Genomic DNA, 17,208 nt, shown 5'->3' on the forward strand with positions numbered 1-17,208 from the left:
AGGATCTTCGCCATGGACCTTGGGCCTGCTCAACACGCCAGGCCACCCATGGTCCTACATTGACCGGAGCAGAAAGAGAGGACTCTTTCGCACCGAATGAACTGAACATATGCCCCAGGGCATGCCGGAGAAAATTGCAATGCTGACCTTTGACGACGACGCCACCCTCTCGAACACGCCCAGCGGCGCGGAGGCTGCGCCCAGCACCACACACAAGCGCGTGAATGCCGCCGACAAGCGCATCATCAACGCCAAGACCGACGTCAATCAGCTGGTGCCGTTCAAGTACAAGTGGGCCTGGGAAAAGTACCTGGCCACCTGCGCCAACCACTGGATGCCGCAGGAAGTGAACATGAACCGCGACATCGCCCTGTGGAAGGACCCCAACGGCCTGACCGAGGACGAGCGCCGCATCATCAAGCGCAACCTGGGCTTCTTCGTGACGGCCGATTCGCTGGCCGCCAACAACATCGTGCTGGGCACCTACCGCCACATCACGGCGCCCGAGTGCCGCCAGTTCCTGCTGCGCCAGGCCTTCGAGGAAGCCATCCACACCCACGCCTACCAGTACATCGTGGAGTCGCTGGGCCTGGATGAGGGCGAGATCTTCAACGCCTATCTCGAAGTCCCCTCCATCCGCGACAAGGACGAATTCCTGATCCCCTTCATCGAAGCGATCATGGATCCCGCCTTCAAGACCGGCACCTTCGAGACCGACCAGACCCTGCTCAAGTCGCTGATCGTTTTCGCCTGCCTGATGGAGGGCCTGTTCTTCTACGTGGGCTTCACGCAGATCCTTGCGCTGGGTCGCCAAAACAAGATGACCGGCGCCGCCGAGCAGTACCAGTACATCCTGCGCGACGAGTCCATGCACTGCAACTTCGGCATCGACCTGATCAACCAGCTCAAGCTCGAAAATCCACAGCTGTGGACACCCGAATTCAAGGAAGAAATCACGGCGCTTTTCGTCAAGGCCGTCGAGCTGGAATACCGCTACGCAGAGGACACCATGCCGCGCGGCGTGCTCGGAATGAACGCATCGATGTTCAAGGGCTACCTGCGCTACATCGCCAACCGCCGCGCCACGCAGATCGGCCTTGAGGCCCTGTTCCCCAACGAGGAAAACCCGTTCCCCTGGATGAGCGAGATGATCGATTTGAAGAAGGAACGTAACTTCTTTGAGACACGCGTCATCGAGTATCAAACCGGAGGCGCACTTTCCTGGGATTAATCGCTTCTCTGCAGGCACAATGCGAACCATGACGCGCTTCACGCTTTTGCAATACCGATGGTGTTGCGGCGTGGGGCGTCTCCGTGTTCATTGCGATGCGTCACTCCACATCGCTTTGGATCGCTTCGGAGCCCCGTACCCCGAAGTGTTTTGTGCAAATCAACGAAGGAGAAGATGATGGCAACTGCGAAGAAGACGGCCTCCACCAAGGCCCCCACCGACAAGAAGACCACTGCCAAAAAGGCGGCTGCTCCCAAGGCTGAAACCGTGAAGAAAACCACGGCCACTGCCAAGGCAGCACCCGTCAAGAAGGCTGCTGCACCTGCTGTGAAGAAGGCTGCAGCTCCTGCTGCCAAGAAGGCCGCTGCACCTGCTGCAAAGAAGGCTGCCGCTCCTGCCAAGAAGGCTGCTGCTCCTGCTGCGAAGAAGGCTGCTGCTCCCGCCAAGAAGGCTGCTGCTCCTGCTGCAAAGAAGGCTGCCGCTCCTGCCAAGAAGGCTGCTGCTCCTGCTGCGAAGAAGGCTGCCGCTCCCGCCAAGAAGGCTGCTGCTCCTGCTGCGAAGAAGGCTGCCGCTCCCGCCAAGAAGGCTGCTGCTCCTGCCGCAAAGAAGGCCGCTGCTCCCGCCAAGAAGGCTGCTGCACCTGCCGCAAAGAAGGCTGCCGCTCCTGCCAAGAAGGCTGCTGCACCTGCCGCAAAGAAGGCCGCTGCTCCTGCCAAGAAGGCTGCTGCTCCTGCTGCCAAGAAGGCTGCCGCTCCCGCCAAGAAGGCTGCTGCACCTGCTGCGAAGAAGGCTGCCGCTCCCGCCAAGAAGGCTGCTGCTCCTGCTGCAAAGAAGGCCGCCGCTCCTGCTGCCACAAAGGCTGCTGCACCTGCTGCACCTGCCGCGAAGAAGGCCGCAGCTCCCGCCAAGAAGGCTGCCGCTCCTGCTGCTGCCAAGAAGCCCGCTGCAGCTGCCAAGCCTGCCGCAGCGCCCGCCAAGGCCGCAGCAGCTCCTGCCGCTCCCGCCAAGAAGGCTGCAGCCCCGAAGAAGGCCGCTGCCCCCAAGAAGGCCGCAGCAGCTCCCGCCGCTGCCGCGCCTGCAGTTCCCGCTGCCGCACCCGCGCCCATCGCGCAAACCCGCCTGGCTCCCCAAGCCGCATGGCCCTTCCCCACAGGCAACAAGCCCTGAGACTTTTCCGGTCTCAAAGCAAAAAGCCCGGCTCTTTGGAGTCGGGCTTTTTTCATTGTGAAGACGGCGGCTGCGCCGCCGCCTGGCGATCCCGGCTTCAGGGCTGGGCGAAGTCCAGCACGTAGTTCTGCGGGCCACGGCTGGCAATCTTGAGCGCGCCCAGGCGGTTGCCCAGTTCGGCGCAACGCACCAGGTCCCAGCCACGCTCCAGGCCGAACAGCATGGCGCCACGCCATGCGTCGCCACATCCCGTGGGATCGACCACGGCGGCGGGCTGCACCGGCGCCACCAGGGTCTTGGCGCCTTGCACCCAGACCTCGCAGCCCTCTGCCCCCAGCGTCACCACCAGGCCTTGCACCTGTCCGGAAATCTGCTCCAGGCTCCAGCCCGTGCGCTCGCTGAGCATGCGGGCCTCGTAGTCGTTCACGGCCACCCAGTCAGCCTGCTCGATGAAGCTGCGCAGCTCCTGTCCATCGAACATGGGCAGGCCCTGGCCTGGATCGAACACAAAGGGAATGCCGGCCGCCTTGAACTGCTGGGCATGCTCGAGCATGGCCTGGCGGCCATCGGGTGCAATGATGCCCACGCGCACCTGCTCCTTGAGCTCTGGCGTGATGCGGTTGCCGTGGGCCTGCATCATGGCGCCCGGGTGGAAGGCCGTGATCTGGTTGTTGTCACGGTCCGTCATGATCATGCACTGGGCCGTGTGCGTGTCCTGCAGCTGGCCGATGTGCGCGGTCTGCACGCCCAGTTCGTCGAGGCGCTGCACATAGTCGGCGCCGTCGCTGCCCACCATGGCCATGGGCCAGGCATCGCCGCCCAGCAAGCGCAGGGCGTAGGCGATGTTGCCCGCGCAGCCGCCGAAATCGCGGCGCAGCGTGGGCACCAGGAAGGACACATTGAGGATGTGCAACTGGTCAGGCAGGATCTGGTCTGCAAACCTTCCCTCGAAGGTCATGATGTTGTCGAACGCAAGCGATCCGCAGATGAGAGCGGCCATGGTGTGTCTCGGCTTTCTTGAAAAGTCAGGGGGATTCAGGGATAAAAAACCAGGGCGCGATAGCCGGCAACGGCCGCCTCCAGGCCTTGCACTTCGACCGGGGCCGTCACGCTCCACTCGCCATGGCCCTCGATCTGCGCGGGCGCGCCGAACTGGTCAAGCCGGATCACGCGCCGCAGCAGCAGCTTGTCCTGGGCATCGGTGAGCGTGAGTTCGACAGCGGGCATGGCCACGGGGAAGTCGGAACGGTTCTCCAGGCTCAGGCTCCACTGGTACTGGCCGCTGCGCGGCAGCTGCCGAAAGCCCGAACTGCCGATCACCACGTCGCCGATCTGGCGGCGCGGCTGCAGCTCGCAGCCCGCCATGGCGCACAGGGCCTGCAGCGTGGGCGCCAGCGAAGGATGCTGCACGGCCAGCGCATCACGCTGGCCCCACATCACCTGGCCGGCCAATGCGCCCGCGCCCAGCAGGCTGCCCAGCACCAGGGCCACGCGCACGGCAGGCCGGCGCCAGAAGGCCTTGCGGCGCGCCTGGCGCACAAAGCCGGGCTCGGCCTCGGGCAGCGCGGCCGCAGCCTCACCGCTGCCCTCGCCATCGCTGTCGGGCCAGCGGGAGAACTCCGGCGAAGGCACGGAGGCCTGCGCCTGCAACTCCGATTCCGATTCCCGCAGCAGGCCGGTCGGCACGGACGGCGCAGGCGCATCGGACGACTTGTCGGATGGCTTATCAGATGGCTTATGGGGCCGTGTGAACGGCGCGCCTTCCTCATCCTTTGCCGGTGCGGGCACAGGAGCCGCAGTGCCAGGCTCGGGTCCGAGCAGGCCGTCAACGGCCTGCTCGGCCTGGGCGGCGGGCGGGGACTTCGGCGCTGCCCGGGACGCAGCCAGGATCTCGTCCACCAGCGACGCTCCAGGCAGCGCGCTGCCCGACTCTTCGGCGGCGCTGGCGGAGGGGTCCTTCGCGGTCACAGGGGACGGAGGCGGAGCCTCAGGAGCCGGCACCTCGGCCGGCGGCATGGACGGCGAAGGCTCGGCCCTGGCAGCCGCAGCCGTCGTTGCGGTGGATACCGCAGGTGCCGCAGGTGCGGCAGGTACAGAGGGCGCAACAGGTGCAGCAGTACCCGATGCAACCCGCCCCGGCAATCCGCTCGGCGCCGTCGGCAGCCACATGGATTCCCTGAATTCGCGGATGTCATCGTCCTCGAATTCGGCCGGGTTGTGCGATGCCCCGCCGGCCACCGGAGTGCCGGCCACCGAGGTGCCGGCCGCGTTCACAGGTGCCGTGGGCAGGGGCTGCAGGTCCTCGGAGGCATCGAACACTTCATGGCAGACGCCGCAGCGCACCCACCCCTGCGAAATTCGCAGCTGGTCGGCCACCACTTTGAAGCGGGTTCCACAGGCAGGACAGCGGGTGACTTGGCTCATCAGCGATCGATTGTAGGCAGCTGCTCGCGGCCCGCGCCACGAAGGCGGCGGCCGCGCGGGGACTAGGGCCGGAAATCAGGCCGCGCGGCGCGCGGTCATCAGGATCCAGCCATCTTCGCTGTCGGCCACTTCCAGCGCCAGGTACGGCGCATAGGCCTCCTTGAGTTCGTCGGCCTGGCGCTCCAGGATACCGGCCAGCACCAGGCTTCCACCCGCTGCCACGCGGCCGCACAGCAGCGGCGCCAGCACCTTCAGCGGCGTGGCCAGGATGTTGGCCAGCACGGTGCGGTATTCGCCGTTGCCGGCATCGGGCAGGCCCGCCTTCAGTTGCACGGCGTTGGCATCGGCGTTGTAGCGCGTGGACTCCACGGCCGCCGGGTCGATGTCCACCGCGTCGATGTCGGTGGCACCGAACTTGGCAGCGCCAATGGCCAGGATGCCCGAGCCGCAGCCGTAGTCCAGCGTGCGGCCAAGACTGCCTTGCGGCTGGCGGGCGATCCAGCGCAGGCACATGCGCGTGGTCGGGTGCGTGCCCGTGCCAAAGGCCAGGCCCGGGTCCAGGCGGATGCTCACGCGCGCCTCGGGCGGCAGCTCGTGCCAGGTGGGAACAATCCAGAATTCGGGCGTGATGTCCACCGGGGCGAACTGCGACTGCGTCAGGCGCACCCAGTCCTGCTCCGGCACCTGCTTGACGGCGATGATGCTGCAGCCCTCGAAGAAGTCCTGGGGCAGCAGCAGATCACGCGCCTCTTCGGCCGCTTGCTGCGAGGGGAACAGCGCCACCAGGCGGCTGCGCTGCCAGCCGTCCTTGGGCGGCGGCATGCCGGGCTCGCCGAACAGGGCTTGCTCGGCCTCGGTCTGCGCGTCGGCATCCTCCACCGATACGCTCAGGGCGTCCAGCGCATCCAGCGCATCGCTGATGGTCTCAACCCGGTCTTCCGGGCACAGCAGGCTCAACTCGAACATGGGCCCATCCTTTTCTATGCAATAAATGAAAATGCTGGCCGCCGTCGCCGGGGGCCAGCATGCAGGGTCAATCGGGCGACCTGCTCAACGCTTGTTGGCGTTGCGGTGCGCCAGCCACTCTTCCAGGTAATGGATGTTGGTGCCGCCTTCCATGAACTTGGCGTCCACCATCAGATCCTGATGCAGCGGGATATTGGTCTTGATGCCTTCGACCACGGTCTCCAGCAGCGCCGTGCGCATGCGCGCCAGCGCCTGCTCGCGCGTGTCGCCATGGACGATGATCTTGCCGATCATGGAGTCGTAGTTCGGCGGCACGAAGTAGTTGTTGTAGACGTGCGAGTCCACGCGCACGCCGGGGCCACCGGGGGCATGCCACATTGTGATGCGGCCCGGCGACGGCATGAAGTTGTAGGGATCCTCGGCATTCACGCGGCACTCGATCGCATGGCCCTTGAGCTGGGCATTGATCTGGCGCTGGGTGAAGGGCAGCTTCTCGCCTGCGGCCACCATGATCTGGGTGCGCACGATGTCCACGCCCGTGATCAGTTCGGTCACCGGATGCTCCACCTGCACGCGGGTGTTCATCTCGATGAAGTAGAACTCACCGTTTTCAAAGAGGAACTCGAAGGTGCCGGCGCCACGGTAGCCCAGCTTCTTGCAGGCAGCGGCGCAGCGCTCGCCGATCTTCTCAACCAGGCGGCGCGGAATGCCAGGAGCCGGTGCTTCCTCGATGACCTTCTGGTGGCGGCGCTGCATGGAGCAGTCGCGCTCGCCCAGGTAGACCGCGTTGCGGTGGTTGTCGGCCAGGATCTGGATTTCCACATGGCGCGGGTTCTGCAGGAACTTTTCCATGTAGACGGCAGGATTGCCGAAGGCCGCACCGGCCTCGGCCTTGGTCATCTGCACGGCATTGATCAGCGCCGCCTCGGTATGCACCACGCGCATGCCACGGCCACCGCCGCCGCCTGCGGCCTTGATGATCACCGGATAGCCCACGGCCTTGGCGATGCGGCGGATCTGCACGGGATCGTCAGGCAGCTCGCCATCCGAGCCGGGCACGCAGGGCACGCCCGCCTTGATCATGGCCTGCTTGGCCGAGACCTTGTCACCCATGGTTCGGATGTTCTCGGGCGTAGGGCCGATGAAGGTGAAGCCGCTCTTTTCCACGCGCTCGGCAAAGTCGGCGTTCTCGCTGAGAAAGCCGTAGCCGGGGTGGATGGCCTCGGCATCGGTCACCTCGGCGGCCGAGATGATGGCCGGCATGTTGAGGTAGCTCAGCGGCGAAGGCGCGGGGCCGATGCACACGGCCTCGTCGGCCAGCTTGACGTACTTTGCGTCACGGTCGGCCTCGGAATACACCATCACCGCCTTGATGCCCAGTTCACGGCAGGCGCGCTGGATGCGCAGGGCAATCTCGCCCCGGTTGGCAACCAAAATTTTCTTAAACATGAAGGTCCTCGCGACTTGGTGCCTGCGCCGGTACGCAGGCCGAAGCCGTCAGTTGAGCCAATTGCTCTGTCGCGCCGCAGCATGCGTTCGCGCCAGGGCGTCGTGCCGCTTGCGGCATCGCTCGCCTGCAGGTTACTCGATCACGAACAGGGGCTGGCCGTACTCTACCGCCTGGCCGTTTTCGCCCAGGATGCGCGTGATGGTGCCGCTCTTGTCGGCTTCGATCTCGTTGAGAATCTTCATCGCCTCGATGATGCAGATGGTCTCGCCTTCCTTGACCTGGTTGCCCACTTCCACGAAGGGCTTGCCGCCAGGGCTGGAGGCGCGGTAGAAGGTGCCGACCATGGGCGACTTCACCACGTGGCCGGAGACGGCTGCCTCGGCAGGTGCCGCCACGGGCGCTGCGGCGGCAGCGGCGACCGGTGCCGCCATCGGTGCGGCCATGGGAGCCTGCATGGGCGCTGCCACATAGTGCTGCACCACGGCGCCTTCGCTCTTGACGATCCGGACCTTGCCCTCTGCTTCGGTGATCTCCAGTTCCGACACGTTCGATTCGGACACCAGATCAATGAGGGTCTTGAGTTTTCGCAAATCCATGGGAGCTCCAGCGGCTAACAACTAAATAGGGCGCGAATTTACTCCAATTTCGCCCTTCTGCGTGCTTTGAGGCATATTTTTCATCAACGTCGCCATGGAATTCAGGGCATTTCCTGAGCTTTCACAGCTTCGACGATGCGAAAAATCAGCCTTTTGCGCTCCAGGAAGCCAGATCTTCGATAGTAAGCTCACCTATTTTACGTTGCTGCACCATGCCATCTTCGCCGAGCAGCACGGTGAAGGGCAGTCCGCCCTGCAGATTGCCCAGCGAGCGGGTCAGGCCCAGGCCGCCTTCCACCGCCAGCGCCACAGGGAAACGCAGGGGTGTGCGACCCAGGAAGCGCTGCACGGCCTCCGGCTTGTCCACGGCCAGGCCAATGACCTGAATACCATGCTGGTCTTGGCGCGCCGAGAAGGCATCGAGCATGGGCAGCTCGCGCACACAGGGCGGGCACCAGGTGGCCCAGAAATTGACCAGCACCGGCTTGCCGCGCCAGCGCGACAGAGTCATGGCCGAGCCATCGGGTGTGATGAAGCGCTGTTGCCACAACTGCTCTTCGGCACTGGCATCCATGGCGTGCGGCTGAAAACGCCACCACGCAAACCCTGCCCCACCCAGGCCTGCGGCGGCGGCAACGCCGCCCATCAGCCAACGGCGGCGGGAAGATGTGTTTTGCCCTGCATCCACTGAATCAGCCACGGTCGGCCTCCTCTTCATCCTGATCCAACAGCCTGCGCAGCGCATCGGCGCTGCCGCGCGGGCTGCGCCCCTGGCCGTCGGGCTTGAGTGCGCCACGCAGATCATCATGGTCGTACACCAGCAGATGCACGCCCACGGACTCGTTCAAAGGGCGGCAGAAGGCGTGGATGCTCAAGGCCTCCACGGCCTGCCCCGTAAAGCCGGTGACGGTGCTGGGCTCGTACTCCACATGCTGGTTGATCAGCGCGATCTCGGCCGACTTGGGGTCGTCGCAGAACAGCTGCAGGTAAATATCGGACAGGCGGGTGGCCGTGCCGCGCCAGACGGCGCCGGCCAGATGGGGCCGGAACTCGGCCAGGCGGTCCATCCATTGCAGGGCCAGTTCACGCAGGGCCTGCAGTTCCTGGGGCTGGGTGTCGGCGCAGAACAGGGCAATGTATTCGCGCACGGCCTCTTCCACCAGATCGTTGCCCGGCAGCGCGGTGCGCGCGGGCAGCCCCAGCTGGCGAAGTGCGCGGTGCTTGGCAGGCCCCCATTCCAGCCCTTCCTCGACCACGAGGCGGGCCGCGGTCTGGGCAATTTCGGCAGTGGCTTGGTCCATGGCTTTCCGATCCGCTGTATCCCTACATATATATAAGAGGCCTTCGCTGCGGATGGCCCCGGGCCATTGTGACCCAAGCCGCGGCACCGCCGGCCGCAGACGGGCTTTGCCCGTTCCCGCCAGCGCCTTGCACCGGCGATTTCGCAACCTTGTGTTTCCGGGACCCGGTGCCTGCTGGGCCGCAAGCTCCTGTTTTTGCAGGGCAGCCCTCCCGGACATGACGGCAACCGTAGAATGCCCGGCCATGCACATACATATTCTGGGCATCTGCGGCACCTTCATGGGCGGACTGGCCGCACTGGCGCGCGAGGCAGGGCACCGCGTCACAGGCTGCGACGCCGGCGTCTATCCGCCGATGAGCGACCAGTTGCGGGCGCTGGACATCGAACTGATCGAGGGCTACGGCGCCGACCAGATGGCCCTGCAACCCGACATGTATGTCGTGGGCAACGTGGTCAGCCGGGCACGGCTGCCCGACGGCAGTCCCAAGTTCCCGCTGATGGAGGCGATTCTTGAAAGCGGCGCTCCCTACACCAGCGGTCCGCAATGGCTTTGCGAACAGGTACTGCACCATCCGTCCTGCCCGCGCCATGTGCTGGCCGTGGCCGGCACGCACGGAAAGACGACCACGACGTCGATGCTGGCCTGGATTCTCGAATGCGCAGGCCTGGCTCCGGGCTTCCTGGTCGGCGGCGTGCCGCTGGACTTCGGCGTTTCGGCCCGGCTGGGCGCGCCCAGGCGCCCGACGCCAGGCCAGGGGCCGGCCGGCGCGGAGCCCGTCTTCGTCATCGAGGCCGATGAATACGACACGGCCTTTTTCGACAAGCGCAGCAAGTTCGTGCACTACCGCCCGCGCACTGCCGTGCTCAACAATCTGGAGTTCGACCACGCCGACATCTTCGAGGACCTCGGCGCCATCGAACGCCAGTTCCACCATCTCGTGCGCACCGTTCCCGCCTCCGGGCGGCTGGTGGTCAACGGCATAGAGGAGAGCATCACCCGCGTGCTGCACCAGGGCTGCTGGAGCGAGGTCTCCAGCTTCGGTGCGGTGGTCAGCGATTTCAGTGCCCAGGGCGATCCCGGCGCCTTCGACGTGCTGCACCGCGGCCACAAGGTCGCTCGCCTGGAATGGGCACTGACCGGAGAGCACAACCAGCTCAATGCGCTGGCCGCCATTGCAGCGGCCGAGCATGTGGGCGTGACGCCGGCCCAGGCCTGCCAAGCGCTTGCGCGCTTTCAGAACGTCAAGCGCCGCATGGAACTGCGCGGCATGGCGGGCGGCGTGTCCGTCTACGACGACTTCGCCCACCACCCCACGGCCATCCGCACCACGCTGGACGGCCTGCGCCGCAAGCTCGGCAGCCAGGCACGCATCCTGGCCGTATTCGAGCCGCGCAGCAACACCATGAAGCTGGGCACCATGAAGTCGCAACTGCCCTGGGCCCTGGAAAGCGCCGATCTGGTGTTCTGCCACACGGCCGGCCTGGACTGGGATGCTGCCGAGGCGCTGCGCCCCCTGGGCGTGGGAGCCGGTCACAAGGCGCAGGTGGCTGCAGACATCGATGCGCTGATCGGGCAGATCCGCGCAGCCGTCCGCCCCGGTGACCACGTGGTGTGCATGAGCAATGGCGGCTTCGGCGGCATCCACCCCAAGCTGCTGGCGGCGCTGCAAGCCGCAGGCTGAACCGGGCACAGTCCCCAATGAAGGAAGCCCGGGTCATGCCCGGGCTTCCTTGCTGTGTCGATGCCTGTCGGTCGTCAGTAGCTGATGGACATGGCCGGCACATCCACGCGGATCAAGGGCTTGGACAGCACGGCCTGGGCGGCCACGGCATAGCTGTTGCGCCATTGCTCGTCGTCGAACAGCCCGGAGCGCGAACGCGCCGCGCGCGCCACCACCACCAGCTTGTCGGCCAGCAGCACCTTGCCGCTGGCGCGCAGGGGTTCGCAGTCCATGGAGATGAACTGCTGGTCCAGCCAGTGCCGTCCTTCATCGGAACTCATGGGGGTGAGCCCGCTGGTGTCCGTGCGGTACTCTTGCCCTGCATCCAACACCACAATCACTTCGCTGCGCATGGAACTCCTCTCTTCATTACGGGATAAGGCCCTGTGCCTGCGCATGCAGACAGGGCTGTCACTCATGCCCTGAGCTTAACCGCAAGCGCCTTTTCCACACCCCGGGCAAGCTGACATGCCTCAAGTGCCAGAGACTGGCACAGGCGCTGGAGTCGGCACTGCCGCCAGCAGGTGTTTCAAGGCCTGCCAGCGCCTGCCCAAAGGTGCAAACGTACAATGGCCGACAGATTTGGCCCCGTTTTTTCATGGACCTCACCGCATGACAACCGACACCACGCACCAGAAACTGCTCGACCAGTTGCAGCAACTCGAAGACGAGTTGCGCAGCCAGAGCCTCTGGTCGGCCGTGGCGCCCAGCCCTGAGGCCATGGCATCGACCATGCCGTTCATGTACGACACGCTCAAGCTGCAGGAATGGCTGCAGTGGGTTTTCCTGCCCCGGCTGCGTGCCGTGGTCGATGCCCGCGGCCAGCTGCCCTGCCAAAGCCACGTGCATCCGCTGGCCGAGCATGAATGGAGCCAGCCCGTGGCATTCGACAAGCGCCAGTTGCTGGTCCTGCTGCTGGGCATAGACGACACGCTGAACCAGGGCGGACTGACCCCGCCGGACGCCACGCCGCCACACTGAGCAAGAAAACCGGGACATGGAAAAAACGGGGCATGCATGCCCCGTTTTCTTTTCCGGCTCAGGCGGCAACCAGGGCCGCAGCCGGCTCGGGATGCTTGACGCGGCGCTGCTGCACGGCGTCGGACAGCTCGGCCAGCGTTGCCAGGGAATCATCCCAGCCCAGGCAGGCATCGGTGATGCTCTGGCCATAGGTCAGCGCAGCCACCTCATCCTTGCCGGGCGTGAACTTCTGGGCGCCGCCCACGAGATGGCCCTCGATCATCACGCCGAAGACGCTGCGCGAGCCGCCGCTGATCTGTCCGGCGATGTCGCGCGCCACATCCTTTTGGCGCTCATGCTGCTTGGAGCTGTTGGCGTGGCTGCAGTCCACCATCAGCGTGGGAGGCAGGCCGGCCTTTTCCAGATCCTCGCAGGCAGCGGCCACGTTGGCCGCATCGTAGTTGGGGGTCTTGCCGCCGCGCAGGATGACGTGGCAATCCTGGTTGCCCGCCGTGTTCACGATGGCAACCTGGCCATTCTTGTGCACGGACAGGAAGTGGTGGCCGCGGCTGGCCGACTGGATGGCGTCGGTGGCGATGCGGATGTTGCCGTCCGTGCCGTTCTTGAAGCCGATGGGCGCCGAGATCCCCGAGGCCAGTTCACGGTGGACCTGGCTTTCCGTGGTGCGCGCACCGATGGCGCCCCAGCTGATCAGATCGGCGATGTACTGGGGAGAGATCACGTCCAGGAACTCGCTGGCGGCCGGCACGCCCAGGCGGTTGATGTCGATCAGCAGTTGCCGCGCAATGCGCAGGCCTTCGTCGATGCGGTAGCTCTGGTCCAGGTAGGGATCGTTGATCAAACCCTTCCAGCCCACGGTGGTGCGCGGCTTTTCGAAGTACACGCGCATCACGATCTCCAGCGTGTCCTTGTACTGCTCGCGTATGGGCGCCAGGCGGCGCGCGTACTCGATGGCGGCCGCCGGATCGTGGATGGAGCAGGGGCCGACGATGACCAGCAGGCGGTCATCCTCACCAGCCATGATGTTGTGGATGGTGCGGCGGGTGTCGCCGATCAGGGTTTCGACGGCCGTACCGCGGATGGGGAAGAAGCGAATGAGGTGCTCGGGAGGGGGCAACACGGTGATGTCCTTGATACGTGCGTCGTCGGTTTGGCCAGTCTTTTGGGAACCGCCGCGATACCAGGAATCGGCGAGGGAAGCTTGATGAGCAGTCATTGCTTGCTTTCGTGAGGAAAGATGGATCGTGGAAAACGGAGCGAAGAATCGGGAGGGAAAAACAAAAAACCGCCGGGCTCTGCAGCTTCGGCGGTTTTGAGGGAGGTTTGTTCGGGTGCGCGCGCTTACCTCTCTTCCGCCGGGGAGGAGAACCAAAAGTAAAAGTAGAAGGAGGTACGGGCTTGCATGGGGATCGAATGTAGCACAGTCATTTTTCGCAGTGCAACATGGACTTGAAGGCGGGGAAGGTGCCCTTCACCGTGCCACAGAGGGAAAGCGCAAAATCATTGACGCAATAAAACTGCTTTTTTATAAGTTTTTTGCAAAAATTCTCCAATTGAATGAAGAAATATACGATGCAATGCAGTTTTATTGCCATCGACCATGAAAACGTGCAAACCCCGGGAAATGATGCGTTTGCGCGTCACGCAAGGGCGCGATCAACGTCGAAGCAATGCGTCACGCAGCCTGCGCAGGGCCCGGCGCACGGCGCTCCAGGGTTGCCATCGGCGCGCCTTGTAACCAGACAGGATGGCGCTCACATCGGCTTCGCCAGCCACGGCAGCGGATTCGGCAAACATGTCCGTCAGCAGGCATGCATCGCCCAGCAGACGCCAGCCCAGGCGCTCGCAGCGGCGGAAATGCTCGGGCTCCTGGGCATCGCCCACCAGCACGGACTGCTGCCAGGCGTGGACGGCCTCCCTGAAGCCTTTGAGCAGGCGCTGGTAGGCAGGAAATTCGTAGAGGGCATGCCAGCCCGTGGCCAGCGTGGTGAGAAAGTGCTGGTGGTCCAGCACCGCCAGGTCAAGCTGCTGTATGGCGTCTTCCACCGCGGGGCGCGGGCTGCCCGAATAGCGCACGCGCACGGACTCGTCCAGCGCGACGGCCAGCAAGGCCAGTTGCTGGTGCATGGGCTGCAGGTCGCCCACGATCAGCTCATGCTGCCAGAAGCGGCTCAGCCGCGACTCGCCGGCCCAGGCACGCCATTGCTTCGGCAGGCTGCGCAGGGGTTGGACGGAGGTCTGCGGGCCTGGCCGGGAGGGAAAGGAAAGCTGGGTCATGGAATCGGCGCCGGACGCGCCCACGGAACGCGGCGGGCCGCCTCAGGCAGGACAGGGCCCGGCCTGCCGTGCAGGGCGCGGGCATGGGACCGTCAGGCCGTGCCGCCCACCGTCAGGCCGTCGATGCGCAGCGTGGGCTGGCCCACGCCCACAGGCACGCTCTGGCCTTCCTTGCCGCAGGTGCCCACGCCGCTGTCCAGGCGCATGTCGTTGCCGATCATGGTGATGTGCTTGAGCGATTCCGGGCCGCTGCCCACGATGGTCGCGCCCTTGACGGGGTACTGGATCTTGCCGTTCTCGACCCAATAGGCCTCGCTGGCGGAGAACACGAACTTGCCGCTGGTGATATCGACCTGGCCGCCGCCGAAGTTGGTGGCGTACAGGCCCTTCTTGATCGAGGCCACGATTTCCTGCGGCTCCCGGTCGCCACCGAGCATGTAGGTGTTGGTCATGCGCGGCATGGGGATGTGAGCGTAGCTTTCGCGGCGGCCGTTGCCGGTGGGCTTGACACCCATCAGGCGGGCATTCATCGCGTCCTGGATGTAGCCCTTGAGGATGCCGTCCTCGATCAGCACATTGCTCTGGCTGGTGCAGCCTTCGTCATCGACGTTGAGCGAGCCGCGGCGATCGGCCAGCGTGCCGTCATCGAGCACGGTGACACCCTTGGCAGCCACGCGCTGGCCGATGCGGCCGCTGAAGGCGCTGGCGCCCTTGCGGTTGAAGTCGCCTTCCAGGCCGTGGCCCACGGCTTCGTGCAGCAGCACGCCGGGCCAGCCCGGGCCAAGCACCACGGTCATCTCGCCAGCCGGCGCGGGACGGGATTCCAGGTTGGTCAGGGCTGCGCTCACGGCCTCGTCCACGTACTGGGTGATCTGCTCGTCGCTGAAATAGGCCAGGCCGAAACGGCCACCGCCGCCGGCCGAACCCACCTCGCGCCGGCCCTTTTGCTCGGCGATCACGGTAACCGACAGGCGCACCAGCGGCCGCACATCGGCCGCCAGCGTGCCATCGGCTCGGGCCACCAGCACCACGTCGTACTCGCTGGCCAGGCCGGCCATGACCTGGACCACGCGCGGGTCCTTGGCGCGGGCCAGTTTCTCGACCTTGCCCAGCAGCTCGACCTTGGCCGTGCTGTCCAGCGTGGCGATGGGGTCCAGACCGGGATACAGCGAGCGGCTTTGCGCAATCTTGGAAGCATTGGCGCGCACGCGCTTGCTCTGGGCCGCGCCCGAGATGGAGCGCACGGTGCGCGCGGCATCCAGCAGCGAGGCTTCGGAAATATCGTCGGAATAGGCAAATGCCGTCTTCTCGCCACTGACCGCACGCACGCCCACGCCCTGGTCGATGCTGAAGCTGCCGGTCTTGACGATGCCCTCTTCCAGGCTCCAGCCTTCGGCGCGGGTGTACTGGAAGTAGAGGTCGGCGTCGTCGACCTGGTGGCTGCGGATCTCGGCCAGTGCGCGCGCGAGATGGGTTTCATCGAGCCCGAAGGGCTCAAGCAGCAACTGGCGCGCTGTGGCCAAGCGTTCAATGGTGGGTTCGCGGGAGATCATTCACGCATTGTAGAGAGCCGGCCATGCCCTCGCCGTGCAACGGCTGCGGCCAGCGGCTTGCCGACCCATAAAAAAAGAACGGAATGCCGCTCCACCAGGCTGAGCGGCATTCCGTAGGCATGCATCCGCATGGATGGCGAACATGCTGGCCCATGTCCACACCTGCTTTGTAGCCTGCCCTGGCAGCGGTGGCAAGTGAGCAGACTCCCGCAGAAACTATCAAAACAGGAGCACCAAGTGCTTTGGGGATCTCAGTTTTCAAGCCAAATCGCAGGAAGGAATGCGACGCCGCATACCGCAGGCATCCAGACTCTTTGACATTTGCGGGCGCCTTTGGCACCCCAAAGTGCGATTCAGAGCGGCCCGCCGCCCTCGCCCGGCAGCTGCCGCTGCGAGCGCGCCACCGACATCAGCACGCCCAGCGCCAGCCCCAGCGTGACCATGGCCGTGCCGCCATAGCTGATGAAGGGCAGCGGCACGCCGACCACGGGCAGGATGCCGCTGACCATGCCCATGTTCACGAAGGCATAGGTGAAGAAGATCATGGCCACGGCCGCCGCCATGAGCCGCGCGAACAGCGAGTTGGCCTGGATGGCGATGGCCAGCCCGCGCCAGACCAGCAGCAGGAAGGAGACGATGATGAACAGGTTGCCGACCAGGCCGAACTCCTCGGAATAGGCCGCGAAGATGAAGTCGGTCGTGCGTTCGGGGATGAACTCCAGGTGGGTCTGGGTGCCCGCCATGAAGCCCTTGCCCCAGACGCCGCCCGAACCGATGGCGATCATCCCCTGGATGATGTGGAATCCCTTGCCCAGCGGATCGCGCGTGGGGTCCAGCAGGGTGCAGACACGGGTTTGCTGGTATTCATGCAGCACGGGCCAGCGCACGCCGTCGGCGCATAGCTGGGGCTCGTACAGCACGATAAGCGTGATGCCGATGGCGCCGGCCAGCACGGGCGGAACGATGAGTTTCCAGGGCAGGCCCGCGAAAAAGATCACGGACAGGCCTGCGGCCATCACCAGCAGCGAGGTGCCCAGGTCGGGCTGCTTCATGATCAGCCCCACGGGCACCAGGAGCAGGACCATCGCAATCACGAAGTCCGTGCCGCGCAGCTGGCCCTCGCGGCGCTGGAACCACCAGGCCAGCATCAGCGGCGTGGCGATCTTCAGCAGTTCGCTGGGCTGGATCACCACACCCACGTTGACCCAGCGCTGCGCCCCCTTCTTGGTGATGCCGAACAGCGCCACCGCCACCAGCAATGCCACGCCCAGCATGTACAGCGGCACGGCCACCTTCATGAGCTGCTGCGGGGGAATCTGGGCCACGACAAAGAGGATGGCCGCCGCGATCAGCATGTTGCGCCCATGGTCGGTGAAGCGCGTGCCGTGGTCGAAGCCCGACGAGTACATGGCGATCAGCCCCGCCGACGCCAGCATGCCCACGAACAGCAGCAACCAGAAGTCAAAGCCCCGCAGCAGCGGGGCAACACGTTGCCAGAGGGAGGGCTTGTCGAATTCGGTCACGGGGATGGTCGGTCGC

At 65.2% G+C, this 17,208-nt stretch carries 16 protein-coding genes; 4 read left to right on the forward strand and 12 right to left on the reverse strand.

Translation table 11 applies throughout. The features are described from left to right. Positions 1 to 139 precede the first annotated feature (139 nt). Together ACFPFG_RS13435 and ACFPFG_RS13440 are read left to right on the forward strand one after the other, a co-directional pair. A complete protein-coding gene (locus ACFPFG_RS13435; RefSeq protein WP_012203430.1) occupies positions 140 to 1,231 on the forward strand; it encodes a ribonucleotide-diphosphate reductase subunit beta in 1,092 nt (363 codons plus the stop codon). Between the two features lie 174 nt (positions 1,232 to 1,405). Then, positions 1,406 to 2,398 carry a hypothetical protein gene (locus ACFPFG_RS13440; RefSeq protein ID WP_465251922.1) on the forward strand — a complete coding sequence of 331 codons (993 nt, stop codon included), beginning with the start codon at positions 1,406 to 1,408 and terminating at the stop codon, positions 2,396 to 2,398. 97 nt (positions 2,399 to 2,495) lie between these two features. Here the strand turns inward: ACFPFG_RS13440 and ACFPFG_RS13445 are convergent, their stop codons facing one another. From ACFPFG_RS13445 to ACFPFG_RS13475, 7 genes are all read right to left on the reverse strand, one after another. After that, positions 2,496 to 3,398, reverse strand: a complete 903-nt coding sequence (locus ACFPFG_RS13445; RefSeq protein WP_012203428.1) for a carbohydrate kinase family protein — start codon at positions 3,396 to 3,398, stop codon at positions 2,496 to 2,498. Between the two features lie 35 nt (positions 3,399 to 3,433). Beyond that, the gene (locus tag ACFPFG_RS13450) at positions 3,434 to 4,822 is read right to left on the reverse strand and encodes a zinc-ribbon and DUF3426 domain-containing protein (RefSeq protein ID WP_374621370.1); all 1,389 of its coding nucleotides are present in this window, start codon (positions 4,820 to 4,822) and stop codon (positions 3,434 to 3,436) included. 75 nt (positions 4,823 to 4,897) lie between these two features. Continuing rightward, positions 4,898 to 5,788, reverse strand: coding sequence for a 50S ribosomal protein L11 methyltransferase (gene prmA, locus ACFPFG_RS13455; RefSeq protein ID WP_183018393.1), 891 nt, complete (start codon positions 5,786 to 5,788; stop codon positions 4,898 to 4,900). An 84-nt stretch (positions 5,789 to 5,872) separates the two neighbouring features. After that, positions 5,873 to 7,237, reverse strand: coding sequence for an acetyl-CoA carboxylase biotin carboxylase subunit (gene accC / locus ACFPFG_RS13460; protein WP_012203425.1), 1,365 nt, complete (start codon positions 7,235 to 7,237; stop codon positions 5,873 to 5,875). A gap of 132 nt (positions 7,238 to 7,369) precedes the next feature. After that, the gene (gene accB / locus ACFPFG_RS13465; protein ID WP_183018392.1) at positions 7,370 to 7,834 is read right to left on the reverse strand and encodes an acetyl-CoA carboxylase biotin carboxyl carrier protein; all 465 of its coding nucleotides are present in this window, start codon (positions 7,832 to 7,834) and stop codon (positions 7,370 to 7,372) included. Between the two features lie 145 nt (positions 7,835 to 7,979). Beyond that, positions 7,980 to 8,480, reverse strand: coding sequence for a TlpA family protein disulfide reductase (locus ACFPFG_RS13470; protein WP_197957464.1), 501 nt, complete (start codon positions 8,478 to 8,480; stop codon positions 7,980 to 7,982). A 46-nt stretch (positions 8,481 to 8,526) separates the two neighbouring features. Beyond that, positions 8,527 to 9,135: a hypothetical protein gene (locus tag ACFPFG_RS13475; RefSeq protein ID WP_197957352.1), complete on the reverse strand. Its 609-nt coding sequence runs from the start codon at positions 9,133 to 9,135 to the stop codon at positions 8,527 to 8,529. A 244-nt stretch (positions 9,136 to 9,379) separates the two neighbouring features. Between ACFPFG_RS13475 and mpl the strand changes: the two genes are divergently transcribed. After that, the gene (gene mpl / locus ACFPFG_RS13480; protein WP_197957353.1) at positions 9,380 to 10,819 is read left to right on the forward strand and encodes a UDP-N-acetylmuramate:L-alanyl-gamma-D-glutamyl-meso-diaminopimelate ligase; all 1,440 of its coding nucleotides are present in this window, start codon (positions 9,380 to 9,382) and stop codon (positions 10,817 to 10,819) included. 74 nt (positions 10,820 to 10,893) lie between these two features. On the opposite strand, the gene ACFPFG_RS13485 is transcribed toward mpl, so the two are convergent. Further along, positions 10,894 to 11,211 (reverse strand): hypothetical protein, encoded by a 318-nt coding sequence (locus ACFPFG_RS13485; protein WP_012203420.1) that lies wholly within the window; start codon positions 11,209 to 11,211, stop codon positions 10,894 to 10,896. 259 nt (positions 11,212 to 11,470) lie between these two features. Between ACFPFG_RS13485 and ACFPFG_RS13490 the strand changes: the two genes are divergently transcribed. Then, positions 11,471 to 11,839, forward strand: coding sequence for a YqcC family protein (locus ACFPFG_RS13490; RefSeq protein WP_034390510.1), 369 nt, complete (start codon positions 11,471 to 11,473; stop codon positions 11,837 to 11,839). Between the two features lie 58 nt (positions 11,840 to 11,897). Here ACFPFG_RS13490 and ACFPFG_RS13495 read toward each other — a convergent pair whose 3' ends face one another. The 4 genes from ACFPFG_RS13495 to rodA all read right to left on the reverse strand — a co-directional run bounded on the left by ACFPFG_RS13495 (position 11,898) and on the right by rodA (position 17,192). Beyond that, positions 11,898 to 13,055: a 3-deoxy-7-phosphoheptulonate synthase gene (locus ACFPFG_RS13495; protein ID WP_012203418.1), complete on the reverse strand. Its 1,158-nt coding sequence runs from the start codon at positions 13,053 to 13,055 to the stop codon at positions 11,898 to 11,900. Between the two features lie 440 nt (positions 13,056 to 13,495). Further along, positions 13,496 to 14,116 (reverse strand): hypothetical protein, encoded by a 621-nt coding sequence (locus ACFPFG_RS13500; RefSeq protein ID WP_312377745.1) that lies wholly within the window; start codon positions 14,114 to 14,116, stop codon positions 13,496 to 13,498. Positions 14,117 to 14,208: 92 nt separating this feature from the next. Then, on the reverse strand, positions 14,209 to 15,669 hold the full coding sequence (tldD, locus tag ACFPFG_RS13505; protein WP_183018388.1) for a metalloprotease TldD: 1,461 nt from the start codon (positions 15,667 to 15,669) through the stop codon (positions 14,209 to 14,211). Between the two features lie 353 nt (positions 15,670 to 16,022). Then, positions 16,023 to 17,192 (reverse strand): rod shape-determining protein RodA, encoded by a 1,170-nt coding sequence (gene rodA, locus ACFPFG_RS13510; RefSeq protein ID WP_013804102.1) that lies wholly within the window; start codon positions 17,190 to 17,192, stop codon positions 16,023 to 16,025. Positions 17,193 to 17,208 lie beyond the last annotated feature (16 nt).

The sequence above is a fragment of the Delftia deserti genome (assembly GCF_042653485.1).
Classification (GTDB): Bacteria; Pseudomonadota; Gammaproteobacteria; order Burkholderiales; family Burkholderiaceae_C; genus Comamonas; species Comamonas acidovorans.

What these genes read in the sequence shown, in the direction of transcription:
- ACFPFG_RS13485 (WP_012203420.1), bottom strand. Translation starts at nt 11,211, where the DNA reads ATGCGCAGCGAAGTGATTGTGGTGTTGGATGCAGGGCAAGAGTACCGC.
- ACFPFG_RS13445 (WP_012203428.1), bottom strand. Translation starts at nt 3,398, where the DNA reads ATGGCCGCTCTCATCTGCGGATCGCTTGCGTTCGACAACATCATGACC.
- ACFPFG_RS13450 (WP_374621370.1), bottom strand. Translation starts at nt 4,822, where the DNA reads ATGAGCCAAGTCACCCGCTGTCCTGCCTGTGGAACCCGCTTCAAAGTG.
- accC (WP_012203425.1), bottom strand. Translation starts at nt 7,237, where the DNA reads ATGTTTAAGAAAATTTTGGTTGCCAACCGGGGCGAGATTGCCCTGCGC.
- tldD (WP_183018388.1), bottom strand. Translation starts at nt 15,669, where the DNA reads ATGATCTCCCGCGAACCCACCATTGAACGCTTGGCCACAGCGCGCCAG.
- ACFPFG_RS13475 (WP_197957352.1), bottom strand. Translation starts at nt 9,135, where the DNA reads ATGGACCAAGCCACTGCCGAAATTGCCCAGACCGCGGCCCGCCTCGTG.
- ACFPFG_RS13500 (WP_312377745.1), bottom strand. Translation starts at nt 14,116, where the DNA reads ATGACCCAGCTTTCCTTTCCCTCCCGGCCAGGCCCGCAGACCTCCGTC.
- ACFPFG_RS13495 (WP_012203418.1), bottom strand. Translation starts at nt 13,055, where the DNA reads ATGACTGCTCATCAAGCTTCCCTCGCCGATTCCTGGTATCGCGGCGGT.
- ACFPFG_RS13435 (WP_012203430.1), top strand. Translation starts at nt 140, where the DNA reads ATGCTGACCTTTGACGACGACGCCACCCTCTCGAACACGCCCAGCGGC.
- ACFPFG_RS13490 (WP_034390510.1), top strand. Translation starts at nt 11,471, where the DNA reads ATGACAACCGACACCACGCACCAGAAACTGCTCGACCAGTTGCAGCAA.
- prmA (WP_183018393.1), bottom strand. Translation starts at nt 5,788, where the DNA reads ATGTTCGAGTTGAGCCTGCTGTGCCCGGAAGACCGGGTTGAGACCATC.
- mpl (WP_197957353.1), top strand. Translation starts at nt 9,380, where the DNA reads ATGCACATACATATTCTGGGCATCTGCGGCACCTTCATGGGCGGACTG.
- accB (WP_183018392.1), bottom strand. Translation starts at nt 7,834, where the DNA reads ATGGATTTGCGAAAACTCAAGACCCTCATTGATCTGGTGTCCGAATCG.
- ACFPFG_RS13470 (WP_197957464.1), bottom strand. Translation starts at nt 8,480, where the DNA reads ATGGGCGGCGTTGCCGCCGCCGCAGGCCTGGGTGGGGCAGGGTTTGCG.
- ACFPFG_RS13440 (WP_465251922.1), top strand. Translation starts at nt 1,406, where the DNA reads ATGATGGCAACTGCGAAGAAGACGGCCTCCACCAAGGCCCCCACCGAC.